This window comes from Mycobacterium sp., from assembly GCF_049281135.1.
In the GTDB taxonomy this organism is placed as follows: Bacteria; Actinomycetota; Actinomycetes; order Mycobacteriales; family Mycobacteriaceae; genus Mycobacterium.
The window spans coordinates 1-26,021 of the sequence record NZ_JBAPRN010000249.1 but is presented as its reverse complement, the minus strand read 5'-3'; the positions used below and the strand labels follow the sequence as shown (position 1 = coordinate 26,021).

At 62.5% G+C, this 26,021-nt stretch carries 24 protein-coding genes; 5 read left to right on the top strand and 19 right to left on the bottom strand.

Annotated features, from left to right (window positions below):
• Positions 1 to 684, top strand: a 684-nt coding sequence (locus tag WAN02_RS10075) for an alpha/beta fold hydrolase (protein WP_422264008.1), incomplete at its 5' end; no start/stop codon positions are given.
• A 94-nt stretch (positions 685 to 778) separates the two neighbouring features.
• Positions 779 to 1,135: an alpha/beta fold hydrolase gene (locus WAN02_RS10070; RefSeq protein ID WP_422264007.1), complete on the top strand. Its 357-nt coding sequence runs from the start codon at positions 779 to 781 to the stop codon at positions 1,133 to 1,135.
• Between the two features lie 143 nt (positions 1,136 to 1,278).
• Here the strand turns inward: WAN02_RS10070 and WAN02_RS10065 are convergent, their stop codons facing one another.
• The 3 genes from WAN02_RS10065 to WAN02_RS10055 all read right to left on the bottom strand — a co-directional run bounded on the left by WAN02_RS10065 (position 1,279) and on the right by WAN02_RS10055 (position 3,965).
• Entirely contained in the window at positions 1,279 to 1,869 is a 591-nt protein-coding gene (locus tag WAN02_RS10065) for a recombinase family protein (RefSeq protein WP_422264012.1), read from the bottom strand.
• A gap of 109 nt (positions 1,870 to 1,978) precedes the next feature.
• A complete protein-coding gene (locus WAN02_RS10060; RefSeq protein ID WP_422264006.1) occupies positions 1,979 to 3,121 on the bottom strand; it encodes an acyl-CoA dehydrogenase family protein in 1,143 nt (380 codons plus the stop codon).
• A gap of 82 nt (positions 3,122 to 3,203) precedes the next feature.
• Positions 3,204 to 3,965, bottom strand: coding sequence for an SDR family NAD(P)-dependent oxidoreductase (locus WAN02_RS10055; RefSeq protein WP_422264005.1), 762 nt, complete (start codon positions 3,963 to 3,965; stop codon positions 3,204 to 3,206).
• 600 nt (positions 3,966 to 4,565) lie between these two features.
• On the opposite strand from WAN02_RS10055, the gene WAN02_RS10050 reads away from it, so the two are divergent.
• Entirely contained in the window at positions 4,566 to 4,760 is a 195-nt protein-coding gene (locus WAN02_RS10050; protein WP_422264004.1) for a ferredoxin, read from the top strand.
• Between the two features lie 599 nt (positions 4,761 to 5,359).
• Here the strand turns inward: WAN02_RS10050 and WAN02_RS10045 are convergent.
• From WAN02_RS10045 to WAN02_RS09985, 13 genes are all read right to left on the bottom strand, one after another.
• Complete coding sequence (locus tag WAN02_RS10045) at positions 5,360 to 6,316, bottom strand: acyl-CoA dehydrogenase family protein (protein WP_422264011.1); 957 nt, start codon at positions 6,314 to 6,316, stop codon at positions 5,360 to 5,362.
• Between the two features lie 26 nt (positions 6,317 to 6,342).
• The gene (locus WAN02_RS10040; RefSeq protein ID WP_422264003.1) at positions 6,343 to 7,524 is read right to left on the bottom strand and encodes an acyl-CoA dehydrogenase family protein; all 1,182 of its coding nucleotides are present in this window, start codon (positions 7,522 to 7,524) and stop codon (positions 6,343 to 6,345) included.
• Between the two features lie 288 nt (positions 7,525 to 7,812).
• Positions 7,813 to 8,943 (bottom strand): acetyl-CoA hydrolase/transferase C-terminal domain-containing protein, encoded by a 1,131-nt coding sequence (locus tag WAN02_RS10035; RefSeq protein ID WP_422264010.1) that lies wholly within the window; start codon positions 8,941 to 8,943, stop codon positions 7,813 to 7,815.
• A gap of 87 nt (positions 8,944 to 9,030) precedes the next feature.
• Positions 9,031 to 10,179, bottom strand: coding sequence for an acyl-CoA dehydrogenase family protein (locus WAN02_RS10030; protein WP_422264002.1), 1,149 nt, complete (start codon positions 10,177 to 10,179; stop codon positions 9,031 to 9,033).
• 82 nt (positions 10,180 to 10,261) lie between these two features.
• Positions 10,262 to 11,380, bottom strand: a complete 1,119-nt coding sequence (locus tag WAN02_RS10025) for an acyl-CoA dehydrogenase family protein (RefSeq protein WP_422264001.1) — start codon at positions 11,378 to 11,380, stop codon at positions 10,262 to 10,264.
• Positions 11,381 to 12,048: 668 nt separating this feature from the next.
• Complete coding sequence (locus WAN02_RS10020) at positions 12,049 to 13,503, bottom strand: aldehyde dehydrogenase family protein (protein WP_422264000.1); 1,455 nt, start codon at positions 13,501 to 13,503, stop codon at positions 12,049 to 12,051.
• A gap of 87 nt (positions 13,504 to 13,590) precedes the next feature.
• Positions 13,591 to 14,424: a mycofactocin-coupled SDR family oxidoreductase gene (locus WAN02_RS10015; protein WP_422263999.1), complete on the bottom strand. Its 834-nt coding sequence runs from the start codon at positions 14,422 to 14,424 to the stop codon at positions 13,591 to 13,593.
• 67 nt (positions 14,425 to 14,491) lie between these two features.
• Entirely contained in the window at positions 14,492 to 15,679 is a 1,188-nt protein-coding gene (locus WAN02_RS10010) for a cytochrome P450 (RefSeq protein WP_422263998.1), read from the bottom strand.
• On the bottom strand, positions 15,679 to 16,014 hold the full coding sequence (locus WAN02_RS10005; RefSeq protein WP_422263997.1) for an acyl-CoA synthase: 336 nt from the start codon (positions 16,012 to 16,014) through the stop codon (positions 15,679 to 15,681). The genes WAN02_RS10010 and WAN02_RS10005 overlap by 1 nt, the downstream gene beginning before the upstream one ends.
• A 37-nt stretch (positions 16,015 to 16,051) precedes the next feature.
• Positions 16,052 to 17,239: an amidohydrolase family protein gene (locus tag WAN02_RS10000; RefSeq protein ID WP_422263996.1), complete on the bottom strand. Its 1,188-nt coding sequence runs from the start codon at positions 17,237 to 17,239 to the stop codon at positions 16,052 to 16,054.
• Positions 17,240 to 17,358: 119 nt separating this feature from the next.
• The gene (locus WAN02_RS09995) at positions 17,359 to 18,576 is read right to left on the bottom strand and encodes a CaiB/BaiF CoA transferase family protein (RefSeq protein WP_422263995.1); all 1,218 of its coding nucleotides are present in this window, start codon (positions 18,574 to 18,576) and stop codon (positions 17,359 to 17,361) included.
• A 572-nt stretch (positions 18,577 to 19,148) separates the two neighbouring features.
• On the bottom strand, positions 19,149 to 20,132 hold the full coding sequence (locus WAN02_RS09990) for an LLM class F420-dependent oxidoreductase (protein WP_422263994.1): 984 nt from the start codon (positions 20,130 to 20,132) through the stop codon (positions 19,149 to 19,151).
• A 118-nt stretch (positions 20,133 to 20,250) separates the two neighbouring features.
• Complete coding sequence (locus WAN02_RS09985) at positions 20,251 to 20,763, bottom strand: VOC family protein (RefSeq protein WP_422263993.1); 513 nt, start codon at positions 20,761 to 20,763, stop codon at positions 20,251 to 20,253.
• A 308-nt stretch (positions 20,764 to 21,071) separates the two neighbouring features.
• Here WAN02_RS09985 and WAN02_RS09980 point away from each other — a divergent pair, with 308 nt between their 5' ends.
• Together WAN02_RS09980 and WAN02_RS09975 are read left to right on the top strand one after the other, a co-directional pair.
• Positions 21,072 to 22,283, top strand: coding sequence for an acyl-CoA dehydrogenase family protein (locus WAN02_RS09980; protein WP_422263992.1), 1,212 nt, complete (start codon positions 21,072 to 21,074; stop codon positions 22,281 to 22,283).
• Complete coding sequence (locus WAN02_RS09975) at positions 22,280 to 23,071, top strand: SDR family NAD(P)-dependent oxidoreductase (protein WP_422263991.1); 792 nt, start codon at positions 22,280 to 22,282, stop codon at positions 23,069 to 23,071. Before WAN02_RS09980 ends, WAN02_RS09975 begins: the two co-directional genes overlap by 4 nt.
• 68 nt (positions 23,072 to 23,139) lie before the next feature.
• Here WAN02_RS09975 and WAN02_RS09970 read toward each other — a convergent pair whose 3' ends face one another.
• The 3 genes from WAN02_RS09970 to WAN02_RS09960 all read right to left on the bottom strand — a co-directional run.
• Positions 23,140 to 24,120 (bottom strand): phosphotransferase family protein, encoded by a 981-nt coding sequence (locus tag WAN02_RS09970; RefSeq protein WP_422264009.1) that lies wholly within the window; start codon positions 24,118 to 24,120, stop codon positions 23,140 to 23,142.
• Positions 24,121 to 24,179: 59 nt separating this feature from the next.
• On the bottom strand, positions 24,180 to 25,025 hold the full coding sequence (locus WAN02_RS09965; protein ID WP_422263990.1) for an SDR family oxidoreductase: 846 nt from the start codon (positions 25,023 to 25,025) through the stop codon (positions 24,180 to 24,182).
• Between the two features lie 43 nt (positions 25,026 to 25,068).
• Positions 25,069 to 26,021, bottom strand: a 953-nt coding sequence (locus tag WAN02_RS09960) for a 3-keto-5-aminohexanoate cleavage protein (protein WP_422263989.1), incomplete at its 5' end; no start/stop codon positions are given.

Below are 26,021 nucleotides of genomic sequence, written 5' to 3'. Positions count from 1 at the left end.
CGCGAAGTCATCGCATTCGACAACGTCGGGGTGGGCGCAACAACGGGCCAGGTTCCTGCGTCTGTCACCCAGATGGCCCACGGCGCAATCGCATTCATCAGTGCGCTCGACCTGACCCGTGTCGACCTGCTTGGCTACTCTCTCGGCGGGTTTATCGCCCAAGAGATCGCGCTGATCCGCCCCGACCTCGTCGAGCGGATCGTGCTCGCCGCGACCGCGCCGCAAGGCGCGCCAGGCATGCACGGTTGGGTGTCCGACATCATTGACGCCGTCGGCAGCCCCGAGACCACCGGGGATCAATTGCTGCACGCGTTCTTCACCACGTCCGAGTCCAGCCGGATAGCCGGCGGCGAGTTTCTCAGCCGCATCTTTGCTCGCACCGAAGACCGCGACGAACCAACGGACTGGCCAACCCGCACCGCGCACTACGACGCCGTCGTGCAGTGGGGCATCCCCAATGTCAGTCTGTTGGAACGGTTGACCGGCATATCTCAGCCGGTACTCGTCGCCAACGGAGACAGTGACCGGATGATTCTGCCGCGCTACTCACACCTGCTTGGCGGCCTCCTGCCCGACGCGACGGTCAAGATTTATCCCGATGCGGCCCATGGCTTCCTGTTTCAGCATCACGCCGAATTCGCCACCGACGTGAACTCATTCCTCCACGCTGATCTCAAGACGTGATGGTCCCCGTATTCATCTCCGCGGGACTACCCGAGTCCGCCCTCGCCATCGAACAACTGGCTGCCTTCCGGAGGCTGCACGCCTCGATCCACCCGTGCCGGTGCCTGACAACGCCACCGCACTCGACCAGCTCATCGCCTCCACCGGTCGCAATCCAGCAATGACTTCGCCGAACACCATCAAGCGCGTCATAGACGTCGACGGTGCAGTGCTTCACGCCGACACACGTTGGGGCGCGACCCCTGCGCTGATCTTCTTGCACTACTGGGGAGGTTCGCGGCGCACCTGGCGGCCAGTGCTCGCTCGCCTGCAACCCGATCAGGCCTTCGTGAACTACGACCAACGGGGTTGGGGTGACTCCGTGGACGCGCCTAGGCCCTACGACATACAACGGCTCGCCGACGATGCCCAGTCGGTGGGGCAGCCGCCGAGTGGGCCACGACATCGCTGACCCATCGTGTGTTCGGCGGACGCCGAGCACGGCTAGTCCTCGACCGCCCAAGAGTCAACGATCTCAACGCGATCGCCGAATTGATGACTAGCGGGCACATCTGCTCGGTAGTCGAGGACACGGGAACTGAGCAACCCGCGACGTTATTGGGTGTCGCCGTCCGCCTCGCGAAGCACGCGGTAGATCGTGGCGCGGCTGACACCAAGCATCGCGGCGATGGTGGGAGCAGGCTCACCGCTCGCGTACATCCGCTGAGCCAGAGCGGCTTTCGACGCATCCAACGCCTTTGGGCGACCAGTCGCGTGACCGCGTAGCCGACGGGCTTCACGCGCTGCCGCACGACGTTCGCGGCCCAACTCCAACTCCAGTTCGGCCAAGCTCTCGAGGACGCCAGCCACCATTCGACCTGTGGCGTTCGAGGTGTCGATGCCCTCACGTAGCGACCGCAGAACGATGTCACGTTCACCCAGTTCGCGAAGGGTCGCCATCACCTCGCCGGCGTTGCGCCCCAGACGGTCGATGCCGACAACCACAATCGCATCGCCTTCGCGGGCGTCGTCGAGCAAAGCTGCAAGACCGAGTCGCTGCTCGCGAGTCGAAGTGCCAGAGGGCTTGTCGGAGTACACCCGAGAAGAATCGACGCCCGCCTCCGTGAGCGCATCGACTTGTTGATCGAGCGACTGGTGTCCGGTGCTGACGCGGGCATAGCCAAACTGCGCGCCCGCATCCAGCAGTCGCTTCGTCGTCGCGAGCCCGAGCCCGGAGGCCCCACCCGTGACGACTGCTACGGCGTCTTTGATCTCCACTGATTGCCTTCCTTTCGTGTACGTGGCGTCGGTCGCGTCATTTGCTGACGAGCTGTCGGCTGATCACCAGCCGTTGGATCTGGTTGGTGCCCTCAAAGATTTGGGTAATTTTGGCCTCCCGCATATAGCGCTCGACGCGGTAGTCGCGGGTGTATCCATACCCGCCGAAGACCTGCACCGCGTCGGTCGTCACCTTCATCGCAGCGTCGGTCGCCACGAGTTTGGCGACCGAGGCGTGCCGCGAGTAGGGCAGCCCCGCGTCGCGCCGTCGTGCGGCATCCAGATAGGTTGCGCGGGCACTGTCCACCGCAGCGGCCATGTCGGCGATCAGGAACCCCAACCCCTGGTGGTCGATGATGCGCCGACCAAACGTGGTGCGTTGTTGGGCATAGGCGACCGCCGCGTCGAGTGCTGCCTGGGCTATGCCGACGGCGACCGCGGCAATCCCCAGCCGACCACCGTCAAGCGCGCTGAATGCGATTGCCAGGCCCTGACCGTCCGCTCCGATCCGTCGCTCGGCAGGGACAAAGACCTCGTCGTAGTATGCGGCGGTCGTCGGTATCGCGTGTAGGCCCATCTTCTGCTCGGGCTTGCCGAAGGAGAGCCCGTCAGTGTCGCCGGCCACCAGGAAGCAGCTCACGCCGCGCGAACCCTCGCCTGTCCGGGCGAACAGGGTGTAGAAATCGGCGAGGCCACCGTGGGTGATCCATGCCTTGGTGCCGCTGATGCGGTAACCGCCGTCGACTGGTACTGCCTTGCACGACAGTGCGGCCGCATCGGAGCCGGCCTGGGGCTCGGACAGACTGTATGCACCGACGGTCTGTCCACCGAGCGCGTCGGGCAACCAACGGTTCCTCTGTTCGTGGGTGCCGAATGAGAGGAGCGGATGGCAGGCCAGGCTGTGGACGCTAACCGCCACCGCCACCGCTGCCCAACGCGCCGCTATTTCCTCAAGGACCTGCAGATAGACCTCGTACGGTTGACCTCCGCCGCCCCATTCCTGCGGTTGCGGCAGGCTCAACAGCCCAGCGTCACCAAGTATCCGAAAGACGCCGACGGGATAACGCTCGTTGGCTTCGTGCCCGTCAACAATCGGGTCGAGAATCCGATCAGCCAGCGATCGCGCGAGTTCGATTAGGTCGCGTGCCTCAACCGACGGCAGCATTCGATCAACTAGCAAAGTTTCCCCAAAGATCGCAAACCACTGGTGGTACCAGAGTCTGTACAAGGGTTCTACTGGTCCACCTCATGTGCATCGAAACTCACCGCGCCATCGTCATTCCGCCGTCGGCGGCGATGACCTGTCCTGTTATGTAACCGGCGTCATCTGACGCCAAAAACAGGTAGGTCTCGGCGATTTCGTCCGGTGACGCCCATCGGCGAAGGGGGATGCGTTCCAGGTATTTGTCTTTGAATCTCGCGTCCGTGCGGACTTTCTCCGTCATCGGTGTAGCCGCTGCGGGTGCGACGGCGTTAACGGTGATGTTGAACTCGGCGAGTTCTTGGGCCGCTGAGCGCGTCATACCTAGCAACGCGGCCTTGGCCGAAGAATAGTTGATCTGGCCAATGGTGCCAGTAACACCCGCAGCCGATGTCGTGAAGATGATGCGTCCCTTTTCAGCTCGTTGCATCCCGGAGACTACGGCTTGCAACCAGTGAAACGCCCCGTTGAGGTGGATGGCCAACACGGTCGTCCACTGCTCGTCGGTCATCTTCCACAACATCGCCGGGCGGCTGACCCCGGCGTTGCTCACAAGGATCCCGATGGCTCCGAGATCGGTTACGATTCGTTGGGCTGCGGAGTCGACCTCATCTCGGCGGGCGACGTCAGAGACCACGCCAATCGCCTTGCCGCCGTTTGCAGTTATCTCCGCAGCGACCTCACGCGCGGCCTGTTCATGGATGTCCACCACGGCCACGCGCGCGCCTTCGGCGGCGTAACGGAGTGCGATTGCCCTGCCCAATCCCTGACCGGCTCCTGTGACAACAGCGACGCGGTCGGACAGCCTTCCCGCAGTAGCCATGGGTCCTCCTGAATCTACGTGGTATGGCGTGATGGCCTGTGCAGTCCTATGCGTTCCGCTGACAACGCCAGGCCGCGAACGCGCACGAGACTGTCGACCGCGCTCCCCATCCGTTGTTTCGCTGATCATAACAGAATATAGCTAAACGATTAGCTCGTTTGTCAGCGGCGCTGCCACGGACGATCGTTGAATGAACGACCACTCCACCGGTTCTGCATGCCACCGGCATAGCGGTTGCGAACACCGAAGGGCAGCAGGGTGTCTGATGGCACGGCAGGCGCGCCCCAGTAATCCAGCGCATCGCAACGCGTGATGACCCCAGGCTCACCCGGTCGGCGGGTCAAGTCGACCGTCGAATGACGCCGCTGCTTGTTAGCTGAGTAGGACCACCAGCGCAATGGTGAAGACCGATCGCGCAACCTGAATCGCGGCCGTCGCACGCAGGCTGCCGCCACGATTGTGCCCAGGCTGAGGACCGGAAACGCAGTCGCTAACTCATTAATGATATAACCTATTTGTAGCGCAATCCCGATCGACTGCGTCGCTGGGCGGACGGGATGCACCTAGCAGATAGTGTTGTCGGCCGCGGAGGTTGAACGCATGAAAATCCGAATTGACGGCTCCAAGTGTGCAGGGCATGCGCAGTGCCATGCAGCTGATCCGGTCTTATTCCCGATTGACGATTCCGGATACTCGGCGCTTGTGTCCGGCAGCGTGAAACCAGGAGATGAGGGGCTGGCCCGCCGCGGTGCTGAGGCATGCCCGGAATTCGCGATCAGTCTCGAAGCTGATTAACGGCGGGCACAACTGACCGTCTTGCCGAACGCGCGACAACGCCGAGTGGGCTGTGTCGTCAGCGGCCCCATTGGGCCGTGCTTTGTATGTCGGGCAATTTCGCCGGTGAAACGGACGTAGAGGACTACGTCCGACGATTTCGATGCGACCGTCGACCACGTGATACAGCATCGCGGTCGAGTTTGAGCGTCCATGTCGCTCGCTGGATCGAGCGGCGTTCGCGTGATCGCTCAGGTCGGACCGGTGAGAGCGTTTAGAAGTCGCTGTCTGGAAGGGCAGTAGGTCAGACTCGAACCGAACTCCAGCTCGGTGGTGCCGCACCGACTGCCCACGCGGCATCGTGAACACAGATTCGCCAGACACTGGTCGTTGGCTGCCGACGCTGCGACGGTAAACGTTGTTCCGTAGGTAGCTGCTCTGTAGCGGCCGTGATGGTCAGCACGATGTTTCGTTTGGTGCGTACGAAGGCCTTGCGAATCAAAGTCGATCGCCAGTTAGATTCCTAGGCACCCACCAGACGGTTTCGATTCGGCGGCTGGTTGAGGGCTCCGCAACCGGCGGTGCCCACCGCTCACGTCGCTCATGTACCTGCCCGGTGCTCAACCCAAGGTGACGATCTGCGGCAAGGACTCGCGAGGGGAGATGCCGAAAAGATGCTCACCAAGCTGGGTTTCGAGCTGTTGGTATGACCCACACAATGAGTCAACTTGATAGCCGCGGGTCACATAGCGATGGAGGTCGTGTTCCGCGGTTAATCCGATGGCACCGCACACTTGCAGTGCAGCATCCGACACCTGACGATGAGCACGTCCTGCTGCGGCCTTGGCGATCTGCGCTGTCAGCATCTCCCCGGATTGCCATGCCTCGTCCACGAGTGCACGTGCGCCTTCCGTGGAGGCTGCGACGCCGGCCAAGCGGTGTCGCGGAGACTGGAAGGAGCCGATCGGCGATCCGAACTGTACTCGAACCCGGGTGTGCTCCACCGCGATTCGCAATGCCTGCTGTGTCAGCTCGAGGAGTTCTGTGGCCAGCGCCCGGTAGGCGGTTGTAGTTGCGCGATTCCAGGCATCGGACGCCTCGATGACGGGACCGGCGATGTCGCCTGACACGCGTGTCCAGTAGCTCGTATTGTCGAAAGTGTCCAGTCGCTCGCCGGCCAACCGGTCGGCATCGACGATACTGATCGAGGTGCTCCCTGTGGCGTTGTGCACGGGTACTGCCAATCGACCGCGCGCCGGCCCTAAAACCACGCCGCTGAAGGTGTCACCGGCAGTGGCGGGGGCCTCCCCGTTGGTGGGGTCGAGCAACACGATCCCGTCGGCCTGTCCTTCGAGGGTGCCGCCTAGCTCGGCTAGCATCGCACGACTTAGACAGTCGGTGTTTGCCAACGACCTGCCTTGGGCACGGAACAGGAGTTCGCAAGCGTCGAGGGGGTACTCTGATTCGATTGCCGCCCAACCCATTTCCTCCAGTCGCGGCCCGATCGCTATGAGTTCACCTGCGTCCGATGTGGCCATGAGTTCGTCGAACAACCGGAACACTGCGTCTTCGATCATTGGCCACGTGTCATCCAAATGCGCGCTCACCGCTTCTCCCTCGGAAGACCCAGAATGTGATCGGCGATGATTCCGCGCTGAATCTCGGCAGTCCCGCCCATGATCGTGCTGGCCCGCGAATACCACCACGCCGCACGTGCCTCGCTCAACGCAGCGGTGCTGCCACCCCCGGTGCCGGTGACCATCCATTCGCGCCGAACGTCGAGGATCAGGTCGTTGACGGCCTGTTCAGCCGTCGCGAATAGCAGCTTGTCGATGCTGCTGTCGGGACCGACAGCAGTGCCTGCGGCGATTTTGCGCACGGTGGTCGCAGTACGTGCCCGCGCCGCGACAAGGTCGACATATACGCGAGCAAAACGCTCACGCTCACTCGGCGAGGACCCGTGTTCTGCCATCTCGGAGCGCAACTTGCCCAGCTCCGACATTGTGTGGTTCAGCATCGCGTATCCATACATGCCGCGTTCAAACTGCATGAGAAACATCGCGACAGCCCAGCCATCGTCGATAGTGCCGACAACACGCTCTGGCGGTACCCGCACGTCATCGAAGAACACTTCGGCCAGCTCACGGCGTCCACTTGCGAGTGCGATCGGGCGCACGGTCACCCCAGGGGTATTGGCGTCTATCAACACCATGGTCAGCCCGCGGTGCCGGCTTTCGGGATTGCCGGTGCGCACCAAGGTCAGCAATCGTGTCGCGGTGCCCCCCTGGCTGGTCCAAGTCTTTTGTCCGTTGATGACCAGGCCGTTGTCACCATCGTCAATGGCCCTCGTGCGGAGGCCGGCCAGGTCGCTGCCGGCTTCGGGCTCGGAAAAGCACTGCCCCCACCATTCGGTGCCGTCCAGATACCGCGGCAAATGTTCGGAGGCCAAACGCGGTGCGAACCTCAGCAGCGTGGGCCCGAGAGTCTCGAGCGTCCATTGCTGCGCCGGAATGGGCAAGTGCGCGTGGCCTAGCTCTTCGTAGTAGATGGCTCGGTGGATCTCGGTGCCGCCCAGGCCGCCGGCCTGCTCTGGCCACCCGACCCGATTCCATCCGTCCCGGTTGAGCAGCGCCATGAACAGGGCGTCGCGCGTGAGGCCTTCTTCGGCGGTCGTCACCGAGGCCGATCGCCATTTGTCGGCATCAGGCAGTGCGCTGAGATAGCGGCGGAACTCTTGCCGGAACCGCCCGGGTGCCGGGACATCGCGACCTCTTGTGTCGCTCACCACCCCATTGACCATATTCACCGCGGCTCCCCTAAACATCTAAACAGTTAGCGATACATAGCATGGTAAATCACGGGCCAAGCGAAACGCGAGCGCTGTCCGAATCTACGTTGCTGGGCGTCTTGTTAGAGTCCGTACTAGGCCCGACGACATCGGGAGAACTCCAGCGCAGCAATCTTTTTGGACGAGTCGAAGCCGGCTGCTGCGCTCGGAGGCGCACTACTGTCACTACGGAAGTGATGAGAAGGTAGTCGCCCGAAGCGAGTTCGGCCAGCGCCAGCGTGCTCGTTACGCCGCGAACAGGCGTTCGAGCAGCCGGCGGCGCTGGGTCCAATCGACGCCTCTGAGGTCGGCATGGCCGGTTTCGGTGACGACGATGTTCACGTCGGAGGCGGGTGTGGAGGCGGGGCGGCTCAGCTGTTCGACAAATGGTGAGCGACCGTTGACCGCGGTTGGTACCGCGATGATCGACAACCCGCCGCGGCTCATCGAGCCAGCCAGGCAATAGTCCGGGTGACCGCCTATGCCTCCGACGACTTTCTCGCCGACCCCTTCGACGTTGATCTGGCCGACCGGGTCGATTTCGATCGCAGTGTTCACAGCGACAAACGGCGCGCCCCGGGACAGCCGAGTGACGTCGTGGGTGTGGCTGATGCCGTGTAGGATCGGTCGCCCATCGGCCCACTCGTATAGCGCCCGGTCGCCGAGCAGATAGGTCGCCGTCGGTGTTCCGGCCAGGAGTCCCCGCCGCTCAAGGTCGATGACGGCGTTGCTGAGAAGCCCGGTGTCGATCTGTAGGGCTGTGGTAGCCCGCCGCAGTAAAGCGGTGGCCAACTGTCCAGGCCCATACTGCAGGCGCGCCCCCTCCGGGACGAACCGCAACACAGCGTCGGCCAGTGCATCATGGATGGGCTCGGGGTCTTTGGGCGGCAACTGCGCCGGGCCGTCACTGCTATGGGCGACAACACGCACCAGTCCGGGGTCCAGTGGCGGGCCGGCGTCGGCGGCTGGCGCATTGCGGTCGAGGACTGCCAGCACCGGAACCCCGGCGTTGACCAGTTCACGCTGCCACGACACTTCGGTGGCGAACGACAGCCTGCCCGCACGCTCCACCACGCGGGTGATGAGCACGTCCGGTTTCAGCACACCGGCTAGCAGCGCGGAAAGGGCTGCGAGCCGTGTCGGCACGAAATGAGCTGTGGGAAATGACAATATCGCGCGCACACCCCATCCGGGCATGAGCACGATCACTTCCTGAAAGGCATGCGGGTCGAGTCCATCCAGCGGTACGGGATGCCAACCAAGCACGAGGCGAACTCCGCTGACCTCACCGGCGACTCTCGAGAGCATCGCACGGGCGTTGTCGCCCTCGTCCAGAGTGCAGACCTGGCCGACGCCATCGCCGAGGGCGACCGTCATGCCGGCGTGCAACCGAGAACGAAGCGCTGTCTCAAAATCCGAATAGCTGGGGACCAGACTCATCGCTGCCAACCGTTCATCCGCTGTCTACCGCGGCTCTTTGGGCAGACCTAGGACACGCTCACCGAGAATATTGCGTTGTATTTCGCTGGTGCCGCCGAGGATTGTTTGCGCGCGGCCGACAAGCATGGCGTGCACGAAATCATTCAGTCCGGGGTCCACGCATGCATCGGTACCCAGCACATCGGTCGCCATGTCGCCCAGGTCCCGGTCGGTCTCCGAGGTCATCAGCTTGAGCACCGCGAAGGCCGACGATGTGGCGTCACCGCTGTCAACAGCCCGTTCCCAGGTGAAACGCAGTAGCCACATGCGTGCCCACAGCTTCGTCATCGAACGGGCCAACACCGCGTCGAGTAAGCCGTGATCACGGGCCGCCTGCACCATACGTTCGCGCAGCTTGAACATGCCGACGGCCTGGGAGCCCAGCGTCAGCCGCTCGCGTCCCAGCGTGACCAACGCGATCGGCCAGCCCTGTCCGGGTTCGCCTACCAGCGCGTCTGCGCTGAGCAGGACACCATCGAGGAACACCTCGTTGAACTTGGACTCACCATCGATTTGCCGCAACGGACGCACGGTCACCCCCGGTGCGTCCATCGGCACGACGAACATGCTCAAGCCGTGGTGGGTCTCCGACCCTGTACGGGCCAGTAGAAGTCCGAATTGGGCCGAGTTCGCTGCAGAGCTCCAGACCTTTTGACCGTCGATTCGCCAACCGCCGTCCACCGGCTGCGCGCGGGTCCGCACACCTGCGAGGTCCGATCCTGCTTCCGGCTCCGAGAACAGCTGCGTCCAAAGATGGACGCCGAGACGAATGGGCTCCAGGTAGCGCGATTTCTGTTGCTGCGAGCCGAATCTGATCAAGACGGGCCCGACCAGATCGATGGCGGTGATGCCCAGTTGGCGCGGAACGCCGGCGCGCGCGCACTCCTCGGCGAAGATCGCCTGCCGCAGCACTGAAGCATCGGCCCCGCCGTATCCGACCGGCCAGTGCAGACAGGCGTAGCCGTGTTCGGCCAAGTAGCGCTGCCAGAGTCGGCCAGGCTCAACGTCGTGTTCCGTTGGGGTTGGCCCGTAGTTGCGTAACCCGTCCGGCTTTGGAGCAGCCGCCAGGAACGCGCGCATCTCGGAACGCACGGCATCCTGGTCCTCGATTAACGACGTAGTCTCCAACGTCATGGTCTCTCCCGTCTCCGTAGTCGGCGCGTCCTGCCCTTGTGAATTTCGTTCTGGCAGTGCGAGGTAAGCGGGCTCGGGCCATTCACAGCAGATCGGCCTCGGCCGCCAGGCGGTCCCACATCAACCCTGGGCCACCGAAAATCACTTCATCGCTACGTGCCCGCCTCAGGTACAGGTGCGCCGAGTCTTCCCAGGTAAAGCCGATACCTCCGTGAATCTGGAGGTTGCTGTGAGCGGCAGCGCGGAGCTCTTCTGAGCACACCGCCTTCGCCATCGTGATGCGCCAATCGGCTTCAGCAGCACTGCCAGGCGGGTCATCATCGAGCGACTGCAGCGCGGCCTGCGATGCCGACCGTGACCATTCCAGGCCAACAAGGACGTCTGCGCATCGATGTTTGATCGCCTGGAAGCTACCGATTGGACGGCCGAATTGGTGGCGCACGCGAGCATATTCGGTGGCGATCTCCAACACTCGTTCGTGTGCACCAACCTGTTCGGCCGACAATATTGCGGTCGCACGCCGCACGTTTCGGTGAACAACCTCCTCGACGTTTCCCTCCGGGATCAATGGTTGCGCGAGCGCCCCGCTGAAGGTGACGGTGGCCATCGGCCGCGTGCCATCAAGTACCTTCTCGGCTTCAACAGTCACGCCGGCGCTGCTCGACTCGAGCGTGACGAGGACCGCGCGGGTACCGGCGAGAGCCACGACGACGAGATCGTCGGCGCTAGCGCCGTTCAGAATGTGTCGGGCCGCGCCATGAAGGCGCCAGCCGCCGTCGAGTTCCACGGCCCGCACAGACACCGCGCCGGGATCCCACGCACCGCCACCGTCGCAGACCACGGCAGCCGCTGTACGAGTGCCGTCAGCGAGCGAGTCGAGCAGCGCATGGGATTTGCAGTCGAGGAGTAGGCCCGTTGCCAGCACTGCGGACGCGACAAACGGTACTGGAGCCAGAGCGCGGCCAAGTTCATTGGCCACGACTCCCAGCGCACTCGCGTCGCACGCCGCACCCCAGAGCTCTTCGGGCAGCGCCATCGCGGCGACCCCGACCTGCCCGCACAACGTGAGCCAGAGCTCGCTGTCAAAACCGTTGCCGGCAAATGCAATTTCGCGGACCCGCTCGGGGGATGCCATACGGTCACACACCGCGCGTACCGAGCGGGCGAGTTCGAGCGCCTCGCCCGCTGCTAGCCTCGTCATGGCGCTTACTCCTATCCTGGTGCGCGGCTCGCGCCCAATGATGTCCGGCGGGACCGTTGGAGGGTGTCGTCGCCCGACGCTGTCACCGAGCTGTCGGCGGAGCTACATACATTTAATCATTTAGTTGTTCTGATCTCCATGTCGGGGCGATGTATCCGGATTATTCGGCGTCGGGCCCGAGCGTGCGACTACGAGTCTGATGAGACCTATCTGAACAGACCTGAGGCCGGATACGCAGGGGTCGGCGCGGGCAATCAGTCCCATGGGGTTGACGTCGAATGCGCAGCAAGACCGGCGAGTTTCTACCTCAACGGTCGATGTTGTCGATTAGCAACGGCATCACCGTGAAGAGGTGAAAGGTCAGGCTGTTGCTCATGCACGCACAGCGGGCGTTTGGGTTGCACACCCAGTGCGCCGCCGCTTCGAGCTCGAGCCGCCCCAAAGCCGGCTGCCGCCGACGGCAATCGCCGTTGTACGGGCTGTCAGCGAGCCGACCTGGTATCGACCCCGCCCCCGGAGGTGCGAGCGCGGTACTCGGCCATTATCGGCGCCGACATCGCTGGTTGCCGATGGATGCAGAAGGGAGCCCGTCGCGCTGCGGACCGTGGCGCTGCGGACCGTGCAGTCGAACGCTATTGACGTCCACCGCATTTCACCGTTCGGTACGTCTATGCCGGCCAAGCAACCGTCTTGACCGAGAGGTACTCCTCGAAACCCTCTAATCCGTGCTCATAGCCGATCCCGCTTTGCTTATGGCCTCCGAAAGGACTATCGGGTGCAAGCCAAATCGCGCCGTTGATACTCACGCTCCCCGCGTCAATTCGATCAGCAAATTGCTGCGCGCGATCGGGGTCAGCGGAGAATACGGCACCGGCCAGTCCATAGATCGAATCATTGGCCAACGCCAGCGCTTCAGCTTCTGTCTCGTAGGCAGTGATAGCTAGAACCGGGCCGAAGATCTCTTCGCGGGAGATGCGGCTCGTCGGCGGAACGTTGGTGAACAGAGTCGGTGCGACGTAATAGCCTTTGGCGAATTTCGACGGCTGGCCGCCGACAACCAACGTTGCCTCCTGCTTACCACTTTCGATGAGGTCAAGCACTTTGTCGCGCTGCCGTGCGTTGATCAACGGGCCGGCAACAACACTGGGATCCTGAGGATCACCGTGTACGGTGTCGGCGATCGTGGCGGCAGCGACCTGCGTGGCGAGTTCGAGGTGATCGCGGTGCACCAACAGCCTTGTGGTCAAGGTACAGCCCTGCCCTGAATGCATCATCGCCTGAGCAGCCGTCACCCTTGCGGCAACAGCGATATCCGCGTCGGTCAAGGCTACGGCCGCGGATTTTCCTCCGAGCTCAAGGAACACACGCTTGACAGTGCTCGCGGCGCGCTCCATGATCCGCCGACCTGTGACCGTCGACCCAGTGAATGTGATCAGATCCACGTCGGGGTGACCGGTGAGGACTTCGCCGACGTCGGCGGACGATCCGCTTGTCAGGATATTGATAACTCCCGGCGGAAAGCTGGTCCTTTCGGCGATCAATCGGCCTAGCATTGCGGCGGTCCACGGCGTATCGGGAGCGGCTTTGAGCACAGCCGTGCAGCCCGCCGCCAGGGCCGGAACGATCTTCGCCAAGTTCAGCATCAGCGGAAAATTCCATGGCGTGATGGCCGCAACGACGCCGAACGGCGCCCGCCTGACCGACCGTTTCACCGACATACCCCACGTTTCACGGTTCGGAAGCGGGCGGTCGTACTCGTAGCTGCCGGCGAGATCGATCATGAAGGACATGCCGTCAATCGGTGGGCCAATCTGCACCGGCTCGAGAAGCGAACGCGGGCAGCCGCCTTCGGCAACCGTGATGTCGTAAATGTGCTCCTTCTCCGCGAGCAAGGCCGCCTGCAGTTCGCGAAGGCAGCGCTGCCGCAGGGCAACGTCGGTGCGCCAATCCGTCGCGTCGAAGGCTCGGCGTGCGCTGGTGACTGCCGCGCTCGCGTCTTCGCCGCCAGCGTCAGCAGCCTGTCCAAGGATGCTCTCGTCAGCAGGGTTGACGTTATCGTACGTCTTACCTGACGCTGCACCGACGCGCTTGCCATCGATAAGCAGTAGGGGCTGCTCGGTCATGGTTGCGAGTGTCCTTCCGTATACACCGGGTTCGTTCCTTGAGAAGGTTCATGGGTTGCCTGCGAAGTACTCACCCGGTCACGTACGTCAGTTCAACGCCGTCATTCCGGCATCGACCGAAAGGGTCGACCCAGACACGTAACGACCGCTATCCGACACGAGGTAGAGGATCGCCTCGCTGACGTCAGACGGTTCGATGGTCGGCACTGGTAGTGAATTAACCATATTGGCCGCAATTCTCGGGTTGGCTTCCAAGTACTGGGGGAAGAAATCGTTGATCACCATCGGCGTCGAGACGCCCGTCGGATGCACCGAGTTGACGCGAATGTTGTATTCCCCCAATGAGCACGCGTAGGCAAGCATCAGCCCCACGACGCCAAACTTTGCGGCGTAATAGCCGTCGGTGCCGCCTAGTCGATCGGTGGGTTGAGCACGCAGGCCCGCTGAGGAACTCGTAATCACAACTGCCCCGCCCTCGCTCTGCTCTATAAGGACCGGAACCGTGGCCTGCAACGTATTCCACACCCCGGTGAGCATGACGTCGACCGAATCCCGCCACGCCCGAGCTGATTCCTCAAGCGTGATGCCGGGCAGTGCATGTGCCATGATCCCGGCGTTGGCCAGCACGATGTCCAGCCTCCCGAACGTTCTCAGGCCCTGCGATACTGCCGACTGCATCGCTGAGAGGTCGCGGACATCAGCTTCGACTGCGACCATGCGCCGGCCGGTCTTCTCGACCAGTCGCACTGTCTCTTCGAGATCGTCGGCGGTCGACATCGGATAGTGGACTGTGTCGAACTGCGAACAAATGTCCAGTCCGATGATGTCGGCGCCATTTTCGGCGAGCAACTCGGCGTGCGAGCGCCCCTGGCCACGAGCCGCGCCGGTGATCAGTGCCACACGGCCGTCAAGACTTCCCATATCAGCATTCCCTTCATGTGGTAGTCAAACCGCGCGTCATGTGGTGATCAAATCGCGCGCCGCCAGCTCACGCGGGGAACGTGATGGCTACGTGGGTTGCCACCCGGTTGGCGGTGTTCGAGTAGACGATCGGTTCGGTCACCTCGTACTCGGGTAGCAATTGCAGAAACTCGTCGACCGCTGCCCTGAGTTCCAGACGCGCAAGGTGCGATCCCAGGCATCGGTGAGTTCCACTGGCGAAGGCGATGTGGTTCGTTCGGCCTCGATCGAAATCGACGACGAGCGGATCGGGAAACTCGGACTCGTCAACATTGGCAGCGGCCCACAGCGTGTGAATCGCATCGCCGTTCTGGACGACCAGTCCGTCACCGAGGTCGATCTCGTCGGTGGCGAACCTGACACCGAAGGGCACCGGGGATTCATACCGCATCAATTCCTCGATTGCGGCGGGTATGACGGATGGATCCTGGACCAGGCGCCTTCGCTCCGCGGGATGCTCACCGAGCCATCCCAAGATGCACGACAAGGAGGAGGTTACGGTGTCCAGGCCGGCGAACATCAGCAAGTACATGATGTTGTGCACCTCAGCGTCGCTGACTGGGCGGCCATCGACGGTCGAACGAAGCAAGACCGCAAGTACGTCGTCGGCCGGCTCAGTTTCAGCGCGTCGCCTCTCAATCAGATTCTTCATGTATTCGACGAACTTCGCGCCGGCCGAGGCCATCTCCGCGCCGATTTCCTCAATGGTGTCGCCCTTGGGATGCAAAACTACATCTTTAAACGTCAAAAAGTAGGGAAGATCCTCGGCGGGCGCGCCAATTATGCGCAGAAATGTTAGGCACGGAAGCGGGACACATAAGTCGTCGTGCAGTTCCGCGGTACCGGTTGGCAAGAATTTCCCGATCAGGTCACGGGACAGTGTTCGAATAGAGGTTTCGAATTGCTGAACTTGTTTGGGTGCAAACAGCGGGTCGAGCAGTTTGCGCCATTTCTTGTGGTCGTCGCCGTCGACCTCGATGGGTATGAGCGGGTTGTCGTTGCCGAAGAAGCCGCCTCGTCCGCCAACTCCTAAAACAGCAGGGTGTCGGTTGATTTCGATGAGGTCTTTATGGCAGTACAGCGTTAGCGCTCCATCAACGCGCTCTGCTCGGATATTGCGTGCCTTGTCGTAGTACAGTGTCTGCGGATTTTCCATATGTTCGACCTGACGGGTGAGCGGAGCTAGCCGCGGGTCGTAGCGTTCGAGTTTCTCCATTATTTCTCTGACCTCTCTTGCGAGCCAATACGGTTCGAACTCGTTATTGACGAACCGCCCTGCGGAGTGCCTGTGTACCCGAAAAATTGCTCAAAGTTCTTGTCATTGATCGGTTGCCGCCGATTACGCTCTTTTGCTTCGCGCAGAGCCTCTAGGCGAGCCTGCGCTTCTGCGACTTGGGCGCTGTCGCCGTGCTTTGCAAGTTGTGTAACCAGACCCTCCTGGGCTTTGATCGCTTCATGCAGCCGCACTGTGACCTCGCCGTAAGTCAGAAGGTCGTGATCGTCCTCAGCCCCGCGCTGTGGTCCTGGGGCCGAATCGCCGGATTTCGACATTGCTCACTCCTCACAGCAGGTGGCAGGTCCCCCAAGATCAATTACTGGTGATACGGGGGTAACGCAGCATCCGTCGCGCATTGGTCTCCACGATCATCTCAACCTCTTCGTCGGGTACCTCAGCGAATACTTCGGCGGCACGCTTGCGGCTGTTGGGCCAATTCGAATCCGAGTGCGGGTAGTCAATCTCCAACATGATTCGGTCAATCCCGATGGCGTGCCGGTTTATCAGGCCTTGTTCGTCATCAATGAAGCACCCCCAGAAGTGCTGGTGGAACAAGTCCGACGGACGACTGTCGAAATCAATGTGCTGGTAGTAGCGGTGGCGGTCCCACGTGGAATCGCACCGCTCAAGGATGTATGGCACCCAGCCAATACCACCCTCAGCCAAGGACAATTGCAGCGTTGGAAACCTCTGCAGCGCACCGGAGAACAGCAAATCGGCCGTTGTCCACATCAAATTGGTCGGGAACATCGAGATGGCCACGGCGAACGGTACTTGTTCCTCGCTGGCCTCGCCTATTGCACGCTGGTCCATCGGCATCGTTGCGAACGAGAAGCCGGGAACGTGGCCGCCTGACCCGAAATGCAGCGACACCGGTATCTGGGCCTCCGAGCACACTTGCCACAGCGGATCCCAGTGCCTGGTATGGAAGGACGGTAAACCGAACGGTACCGGACTATCAGGGAAGGAGATGGTGCGGGCTCCCTTCGCGGCGACGCGCTTCACCTCCTCAACGGCGAGTTCGATATCCCAAAACGGAATGATGGCTAGCGGGATAATTCGATCGGGGGCTGATGCGCACCATTCGTCGAGATAGAAGTCATTCCATGCCGCGGTGCACGCGACCGCCAACTCCTTATCGCTAGCGCGAAAGAACGTGCTGCCGGCAAAGCCGGGAAACGACGGAAAGCACAGCGCCGCTTGAACGCCGTCGATGTCCATGTCCTTGATGCGCGCCGCGGGGTCGTAGCATCCGGGAATCATGTCCTCGTAACGAACCGGGTCCAAACCCCAATCCTCGCGCGGCTTTCCGGCGACGGCGTTGAGCCCCACGGTCGGGAACACCTGGCCGTCATAGTGCCAGAGTTGCTTCCCCTCAACTTCTTTGATCTGTGGGGCGACTTCGCGGTAACGCTCAGGAAGCCGGTCCGTCCATACGCGCGGATGCTCAATCAGATGGTCGTCGACCGAGACGATCTGATGGTGGTCCTGCAAGGGCATCGTTGCCTCCGTTGTTGAGATCCTGTACGTGCTGTGAGCAACCGGCTGTCGCCACCCACCTGGCGGCGTAATGGGTTAAATATATAGAGCATCTGCTGGGTGCGCAAGGTCACACGACATTAAGTGACTACACCATCGATCTTGAGTTCGAGGATTTCGTCCTCGCTCATGAGGAGTTCGCGCAGCACCTCATCCGTGTGCTCACCATGGCCGGGTGCGCGCGTCAGCGTCGTCGCCTGGCCGTCGTATTGGGCGGGCGCGGGGACCAACGGAAGCGTTGCTCCGTTTTCGTATTCGACCATCTGGATGTAGCCATTGTCGCGAACCTGTTGGTCGCCAAGGACCTCTCCCACCGGCCTGATGACACTCCATTGTCCTTCTTGCGCCTCCAGCGCGTCGGTCCATTCGTCGAGGCTCCGTTGAGCGAATAGTTGGTCGAGTAGCTCGACGCATTCTTCGACGTTGGACAAGCGCAGCTCCGCAGTGGCCAACCGCGGATGCTCGATCCACTCCGGCTTGCCGAGCGCCTTACACAGTCCAGGCCAGAAGCGGTCCGCTTCGAGCATGCAAAGTTGCAGGAAGCGGCCATCGGCGGTTCGGTATGCGTTGACCAAGGGGTTACCCGGCCGCCGACGGTCCCATTTCGGCAACTCAGCGCTGCGGGTGGCGAAGCTCCCGGCGAGCCCGGCCTGCATCGCCCACAGGCCTGATGACAGCAGCGAGCCGTCTACGGTCGCGCCGTCTCCGCTGCGCTCCCGGCGAAACAGAGCCGCCGCGACCGCGCCTGCCAGGTTCAGGCCCGCCTGAACGTCACCGAAGGCGGGGGCGGGAAGGGTGATGGGATAGTCGTAGTCGCTCGGCATCGCGGCCGACGCAAGGCCGGTTCTGCCCCAATAGGAGATCAAGTCGAATCCGCCGTTGTCCTTTTCCGGTCCTACCACGCCCTGCCCTGTGCCCCTGGCGTAGATGATGGACGGGTTACGGCGACGGATGTGTGTGTCATCGATGCCCAGTCGCTGACGAGCCGGGCCTAGAAAGTTCGTCAAGAACACGTCGGCTCGGTCGATTAGCGCCAATAGGAGCTCCAACCCTTCGGGGCGGCTGATATCGATTCCCGCGCTGCGCTTTCCGCGGTTGAACGTTTCCCACAATGGCGTCACTCCGCCGTCGCCGGGCTTGACGCCTGATGCGACGAGGCCGCGGACGGGATCGCCGTGCTCCGGGTGTTCGATCTTGATGACGTCGGCGCCCCAATCGGCCATTGCCGCAGCGGCCGCCGGCACGTAGCCGTACACGGCCACTTCTACGACCTTCACTCCGTCTAAGACCTTCGTCACGAGCTCTTCTCCTCCTCCTCGGATGACCCGCGCGGGCTTCAGCCATCTTAATTATAGAACTATATAGCCTTTTGCGCTGGTGGGGTAGCCATCGCCTGCAGGGCCGGGCAGGTATTGCGAATCCGTGTACTGCCTTGGGCAATCGCGTGCAATCGAACTGGTCGGCATCATTCCGAGCGAAGTCCACGGCGCTGGAATAGCTCCGCGCGCCGATTCATCGTCAGCCTGAAGTCAGCTGCCTGCAGGGAGTTGCGCTACCACCAAGCGTGGCACGTATGCGCAATACCCAGTGGACGTTATCGAGTTCGGCCCAGAATGGGGAACAGCAGCGCCATGTGACAAAACGTCGACTTTACGTCGACCACCACGCTCGCCCTCGGGCTCGTCGATCCTTCAATTCAGTGGTCGGGCAAACCGCGCTCGATTCGCCGCGGCCCGGTTCATCGCGCCAATCATCCCTTGCCCCAGACACACCCGGGGACAACCGGTGCTGGTGTGGCTTCAACTAGGTTGCGCCCTTGCTAGCAGGCCGAGGCCGCGCGGCTATCCGACCCGCCATGGCTTTGTGGCGGTCACGCGCTCTCGGTGTACATGCGGCCGATCGCCATGATCTGAGCGAAGTCAACGGTCGTGTCCCCGTTGGGGGGCATCATCGCCAGTACGGGGGTGCTGACACCGGCGTCGACGTAGTCACCGATCCGAGAACTGATGTCGGCTGGACTGCCGTAGATGACCAGCTCATCGACGACCGCGTCCGGTATCGCCGCCACAGCGGCCGCGCGGTCACCCGCCTGCCATGCCGCCCACATCGGCGCCAGCTGTTCGCCGCGCCCAAGCCAACGGTGGTACTCGGCGTACACAGCGACGTTTAGATAGGCGGCGATGGTTCGTTTCGCCGTCGCCCGCACCACCGCCACGTCCTCGCTTGGAATGACAAAGAGCCGCGCCACGATCTCTGCGTCGGCGTTCGATCCGCGCACGTACGGCGCGACGCGGGTGACGTCATCGGCGGACAGCCAGTTGACGATCGCTCCGTCGGCAATGGAGCCCGCGAGCTTGAGCATCCCTGGTCGCAGCGCAGCGATCAGCAGTTTCGGCTGTCGCTGCGGGATGAGGTCCAGCCGGAATCCCCTGATCGTGAAGCTGTCGCAAGTCATGTCGACTCGTTGCCCGCTCAATGCCCGGCGCACGAAGGTTGCCACGTCCCGGACGCGTTGGTAAGGCGCGCGAAAGTCAAGGCCGTTCCAACGACTGACGATCACGTCGGAGCTGGCGCCGATGCCGAGCGCCACTTCGCCTTCGGCGACGTCGGCCAACGCTGCGATCGACATCGCCAACAGTGCTGGGCTGCGGGTGTACGCGGAAACGATCGCGGTCCCGAGTCGAAAGGACGGATGACTTGTGGCGGCCGCGACAAGTGGCGTGAACGCATCCGCCGCAGACGCCTCGAGCGACCACAAGTCGGTGTAGCCGACCATTTCGATGTCGTCAAGGCGCCTGCGCTGCTGCGCGAGCGGCGCCCCCGCGAGCGGGACAGTCAATCCGAGCCGGGCCATTGGGTTCCTCTCATGTCGAAGACGGCCGCTGGTGCAACGCCGAGCCTCGCTCCACCGACGTTGACGGCAGCACCTTGACGGTCGTGCGAGGAGAAAACGAGTGGCAATCGGCCGACGATCAGGGGGCGGGGTCGTAGATGAGTTCGACCGCCGACCCCCAGGGGGCCAGGCAATAGCGGAACAGGGCATCCGGCGAGCCGAGAGGGGCGGGGTACGGGCCTGGGAACGCGGTACCACCAGCGGCGATGACCGATTCGGTCGCGCTCGCGATGTCTTCGACGAGAACGGCGATGTGCTGCAATCCGTAGTCAGAGCAGATGACTGGCGGCCTCGGGGAGGATTTCGCGTACTGGAAGAGTTCGATTCGCGCCCCGTCGTGGAGTAGCAGCATGCGCACCGCATGCATGGATGTCGTCGCGTCCACCCCCAGCGCGGCGGCGAAATCCGTGCCGGTGACGTCACGCATCTCGAGGTCGGGGTCCTCGGCTTTGATGATGTCCGCCAGCACAGTGGCGCCGAACGCCCGCTGGAAGAAATTGGTTGCGTCATCGAGGTCAGGAACGGTAATGCCGACGTGGGCAATCCCGCGGGTCGACGGGTGCCAAGCAATCGTCGCGTCGGGTTCCAGCATGTTCCCTCCTCATTGAGTTAGATATCGCGAACTGAGCCACCGCGCGGTCGCCCACCGGAGAGGGGCTTAATCAGTAAAACATATATACCGGCGATCCCGCCGGTGGGCGCAACCCCGGGCGACGGCTACTTCTACGACCTTCACCGCGTGTAGGACCTCACCAGCTCCTCTCGCCCGGGCCACTTGCCAAATCAGAGATATCTAACTATAAAATTATATAGTTCTTTTGCGATAGGATACCATCTTCTGCAGGGCTGAGCAGGCATTGCGGGGCCCATCGTGTCATTCGCCGAGATCTGGAGTTGTCGATGCGCCAAGAAGGTTCACTCAGGTCAGCGCCGCCGTGGGACACCCGCCCTGACCATATGGAAGAGCTTTGCTCGCGCGTCCGCAGTTTTGTCGATCAGCGCGTCATCCCCTGTGAGTCAGAGTTGGAGATACCCGGCCCACACGCCGAGGAGCTGATGCGCCGGCTCCAGCAACAAGCCCGCGCCGAGGGGTTGTGGGCGTTGGGTCTGCCGAACGAGATCGGTGGCGGCGGGCTGAGCTTTCTGGACTATGTTTACGTCAACGAGATCGTGGGCCGTAGCTATCACGCGCTGTTAGCATTGGGTACACACATCACCCAAGATGCCTTGCTGCTGCATTACTACGGCACCGCAGAGCAGAAGAATCGGTGGTTGGTGCCGATGGTAGCCGGTGACATGATCCCCTCGTTTGCAATCACCGAACCCGATGTGGCCGGGTCTGATCCCAAGCAGTTGCAGACCCGGGCTGAATGGTGTGGCGACAAATGGGTGATCAACGGGCACAAGTGGGTGACAACTCATGCCGACTTCGCCTCGTTCACCGTCTGCATGGCCGTGACCGATCCCGATGCTGCCCCGCACAACCGTGCGTCGATGTTCATCGTGCCCACCAACACTCCCGGCTACAACCGGACGCGGTCGATGTCTCTTCTCGGCGACAAAACCGGCGGCCACTCTGATGTGTTGTATGAGAATGTCGAGTTGCCTGCCGAGGCATTACTAGGTGGGCGTGGCGAGGCGTTCGCCATGGCACAACGTCGTCTAGGCCCGGGCCGCATCTACCATGTCATGCGCTGGATAGGCCAGATGCAACGAGCCCTAGAGCTGATGTGCCAGCGGGCGGCGTCCCGGTTCGTGCATGGCTCGCTGCTCTCGGACAAGCAGACGATCCAGAACTGGGTCGCTGACAGCGCCGCCGACATCACTGCCACCCGCTTGATGACACTCGACGCTGCGCGAGCTATCGACTCCGGTACCGATCCGCGGATCTCGATCGCGATGGTGAAGTACTTCGGGGCAGAGGCCCTGCACCGCGTGGTCGACCGGGCGGTCCAAGTCCACGGCGTCCTCGGGGTGTGTTCTGACTCGCCGCTAGATTCGATGTACCGCCGGGCACGTTTCGCCCGCCTCTACGACGGCCCTGACGAGGTTCATCGCATGACGGTGGCCCGACTTGTCCAGCGCATACTCACCGACGGCGGCGCGGCATGAGCATCAGCTACGACCTCGCCGGCGTACCGACCATCATCACCGGCGCCGGACGAGGTATCGGCCGAGCGGTCGCGTTGCGCTTCGCGGCCTCCAATGCCCAACTCGTGCTCAATGACTGTGACGAAGCAGCAGTGCAGGAATCGGCGCAGCAATGCATCACGTTGGGTGCCATCGCGGCAGTGGTGGTCGGCGACGTCACCGCCCCCCACACCCCGACTGACATCGTCAGCTGCTGCGTCAACCAGTTTGGTGCTCCACGCATCGTGGTGAACAATGCGGGAATCGTCAAGCCGGCACCGCTTGCCGAGCTGGACGATCCCACATGGAACCGAATCGTGGATGTCAACCTCACTGCCGCGTTCCGTTTGATCCGCGCCTGCGCCGAACCAATGATCGCAGCGGCAAAGGCGAGCACAGGCAGCGCCCCGTGCAACGGCAAGATCGTCAACATCACGTCAGTGGACGGACTTTTCGGCGCAGTCAACCAAACCCACTACTCCGCAGCCAAAGCCGGAATCATCGGCCTGACCATGGCCCTGGCACGAGAATGGGCCCGCTATCGCATCACGGTCAACGCGGTAGCCCCTGGAGCCATCGCGACGAAAATGAGTGAATCCATCACCACCGACGAAAAACTCGCGGCGAACGTCTTATCCATGATTCCACTGGGCCGCTGGGGCACACCCGACGACATAGCCGGCACCGTACTGCACCTCGCCGGCGCCGACTCGGACTACATCACCGGACAGACAATCAGCGTATGCGGCGGACTACGCATCGCGCCCTAACCAGTCACCATCATTACCATCGCCAACCCAACAACCAAAACGACGAGGCAGTGGTTGCGCTGACGCCGTTAGGACAGGTCCATACGGTCCCAGCCGCCCTCGATCAATTCCAAACCGAGTTGCGCCAAGTACGGCACCGTCTGAGCCAGACCAACGATGAACGGGTCCTCGCTGGGACGATTGCGAACCCGCTTGTAAGTGCCCTCCAGGATGACCGCCATCCGTACCGCCGCCAATGCGGCAAACCACCCGATGCTCTCGACGTCGTCGGAGCCCGAACATCTCACATAGCGCTCCAAGACGTACTGTCGCGGCGGAAACAGCCCGCGGGGGACCTCAGGAAGCCCCCGGCGCCACGGGGTGGGGTCGGTGGATCCGGGCCAAAAGAGCAGCAAGTGACCCAAATCGAGGAACGGGTGTCCGATCGTCGCCGTCTCCCAATCCAAAACGGCGACGACGCGCAATGGCGGGTGAGCGGTCGTCATCAGATTGTGGAGACCGTAATCACCGTGGATCAGGACACCAGCGTGCTCTGCAGGGACTTGCTGGCCCAGCAGCGCCAACGCGCAGTCCAGGTCGGGCAGTTCTCGGGTCCTGCACTTGTCGAGCTGAGACAACCACCGCCTTGGCTGTCGCGCGCAAAAATCCGAGGCACGCCCCATCGTCGCCAGCGACCCCGTCGGCGGTAGTGCGTGCACGCGGCAGAGCACCTCGACGACATGCGCGGCCAGCTGGGCGGCATCAGCGGCGGTCGCCGCCGCCGGCAGGGACGCATACGGGCAGATTCCCTCGACCCACTCCAAGACAGCAAACGGCGATCCGATCACGTCTGGCTCCTCGCAAACGCCGACGAGCCGCGCATGTGGAATATCTGAATCGCGAAGCGCAACAAGAATGTTCGTCTCTCGAATCAGATCATGTGTCGAGGTCGTAGCTCCCGGTGGTGGGCAACGAAGCACCCAACGATGCCCTTCGCGTGAAAGCAGGAGCGTCACATTGGAATTGCCGCCTGGGACTCTATCGACCTGAAAAGGGCCGTTGCCCGCCATGGTGGTCCCGGCCCAGGCGCGAAAGGCTTCCTCGGGGAAGTCGACGTCGAGTCGCAGGCTCATCGCTTGCCCGTAAGGAATGCCTGCAGGTTCTGTTCTGCACGCTTACCAGCGTCGCTAAGCGATGTCCCGCCGCCGTCGACGACGAGGACCTGTCCGGTGATCCACGCGGCGTTCTCTGAAAGCAGGAACAGCACCGCATCGGCGATGTCTCCCGTAGTGCCTAAACGACCCAACGGATGGCTTTTCGCAAGGCTCTCTGTGTCCCCCTCGATAAGTGCTCGACTGAAGTGCGTGGGCACCAACCCCGGCGCCACACCGTTCACCCGAACTGACGGCCCCATTTCGAGCGCAAGCTGGCGAGTGGCCTGTTCGAGCCCGTGTTTGGAGATGTTGTAGGCGCCGGTGCCGGCAGCCACACGCAGGGCGCCGACACTGGAGATATTCACCGCCGAGCCGACCGGTTCGGCGACGTCGCCCCAAACACATTGGAACCATCCGATCGGCGCGATCAGGTTCGCTGCGATCGTGTCCGCGACGGCGTTTATTCCGGCGCTGACCAACGGTCCGACCTGGGTGTTGGTTGCCGCATTGTTGACCAGAATAGTGATCGTCCCCAGTTGCTCACGGGTGCGTGACACCACCTGATGGCGGTGCTGAGCATCGGCAGTGTCGCCCTCGACCCCGATCACGGTTCCGAAGGCGCTGAGGCGGCTCACGCTCTCGCTCAACACCTTTGGTTGACGCCCGGTGATGCAGACGTCGGCGCCGGATTCCAGCAACTGTTTGGCGATCTGCTCTCCGATGCCGCGCGACGCCCCGGTGACGATGGCCACTCTGCCTGCCAGCCCGGGCCAGCGCCGAGCGCCGCTGGGCTCGTCGTTTTCAGCGGTATGGCGGTCCAAATGTGTTCCCCTTACTTGCATTACAGGACTCAGATCGCCCTAACTACGAGACGTCGCCGGCTGGCGCGGGTGGGCGGGTAGGCAGGTCCAACCGCGAGACAACGTCGCTCGGGGTGGCCGGACACAGGCCGTATCGGTCCATCATATCGATGGCCTCGCCAACGACGTCGGTGTTCGTCATGCCGTAGTGGATCGCTGGACAGTCGCCGAGTCCGACCCGGATGCCGAGCCCACGGCGCAGCGCAGCATCAATCAGGTCAAGCCACGCATCCCGGTCGTGCATGGTTGACGGCACGACGGTGATCTCAGCGTCGACGCCGTCGAGTTCGGCGAGATAGGCGTCGAGACCGGTCGTCGATGGTGTGGGGCCAAGCACCCAACCCTGATGTAGGAAAAGCTTGACGTTAACCGGTTCAGCAAGCACCCCCGCGCGCACCGCGAGACGTACCCATCTGGCGTGGCCGACGTCAAAGGCCGCCACCACGGGGCGCACGCCCCGGCGCCGCATCTCGCTGAGGGCGCTCGGGACGGCGCTCTTGTCCGCCCCCAAAGCATCGCCTAGGTCGATCTGCGAGAATCTGCCGCGGTCGTCCTCCCACGGACTCAGCCCAACGTTCTGGATGACATCAAACGGGGCCATCTGAAGGCCGTGGCCTGCTTGCGCGGCGTCGTGTAGCTGCCAAATATGTTCATAGGAGCCCAGATACGTTGGGTACGTGATGGCATCGCACGCCCGGCTAACCAACCCATTCATGACGTTGAGGTAGAAGTCGACCTCGTTCCACGCGACCGCACCGTCTGCATCACGTGCGTGGTAGTGCAGGACCGCTGCGCCCATCGCCGCGGTACTCACAACGTCGTCGACGATCTCGGCCACGGTGAGCGGGACATTCGGACACTCGTCGCGACCTACCGATTCGTTGAATCCCACCTCGAGCATGACCTTCCCGCAATCGTGGAAAGTCCTTGCTGAGGTCCTCATCTCGGCGAATCGAA

Coding starts and splice junctions, on each gene's coding strand:
- WAN02_RS10055 (WP_422264005.1), bottom strand. CDS start 3,965: ATGGCTACTGCGGGAAGGCTGTCCGACCGCGTCGCTGTTGTCACAGGA.
- WAN02_RS10050 (WP_422264004.1), top strand. CDS start 4,566: ATGAAAATCCGAATTGACGGCTCCAAGTGTGCAGGGCATGCGCAGTGC.
- WAN02_RS10045 (WP_422264011.1), bottom strand. CDS start 6,316: ATGATCGAAGACGCAGTGTTCCGGTTGTTCGACGAACTCATGGCCACA.
- WAN02_RS10035 (WP_422264010.1), bottom strand. CDS start 8,943: ATGACGGTCGCCCTCGGCGATGGCGTCGGCCAGGTCTGCACTCTGGAC.
- WAN02_RS10030 (WP_422264002.1), bottom strand. CDS start 10,179: ATGACGTTGGAGACTACGTCGTTAATCGAGGACCAGGATGCCGTGCGT.
- WAN02_RS10025 (WP_422264001.1), bottom strand. CDS start 11,380: ATGACGAGGCTAGCAGCGGGCGAGGCGCTCGAACTCGCCCGCTCGGTA.
- WAN02_RS10020 (WP_422264000.1), bottom strand. CDS start 13,503: ATGACCGAGCAGCCCCTACTGCTTATCGATGGCAAGCGCGTCGGTGCA.
- WAN02_RS10015 (WP_422263999.1), bottom strand. CDS start 14,424: ATGGGAAGTCTTGACGGCCGTGTGGCACTGATCACCGGCGCGGCTCGT.
- WAN02_RS10010 (WP_422263998.1), bottom strand. CDS start 15,679: ATGGAGAAACTCGAACGCTACGACCCGCGGCTAGCTCCGCTCACCCGT.
- WAN02_RS10005 (WP_422263997.1), bottom strand. CDS start 16,014: ATGTCGAAATCCGGCGATTCGGCCCCAGGACCACAGCGCGGGGCTGAG.
- WAN02_RS10000 (WP_422263996.1), bottom strand. CDS start 17,239: ATGCCCTTGCAGGACCACCATCAGATCGTCTCGGTCGACGACCATCTG.
- WAN02_RS09990 (WP_422263994.1), bottom strand. CDS start 20,132: ATGGCCCGGCTCGGATTGACTGTCCCGCTCGCGGGGGCGCCGCTCGCG.
- WAN02_RS09985 (WP_422263993.1), bottom strand. CDS start 20,763: ATGCTGGAACCCGACGCGACGATTGCTTGGCACCCGTCGACCCGCGGG.
- WAN02_RS09980 (WP_422263992.1), top strand. CDS start 21,072: ATGCGCCAAGAAGGTTCACTCAGGTCAGCGCCGCCGTGGGACACCCGC.
- WAN02_RS09975 (WP_422263991.1), top strand. CDS start 22,280: ATGAGCATCAGCTACGACCTCGCCGGCGTACCGACCATCATCACCGGC.
- WAN02_RS09970 (WP_422264009.1), bottom strand. CDS start 24,120: ATGGCGGGCAACGGCCCTTTTCAGGTCGATAGAGTCCCAGGCGGCAAT.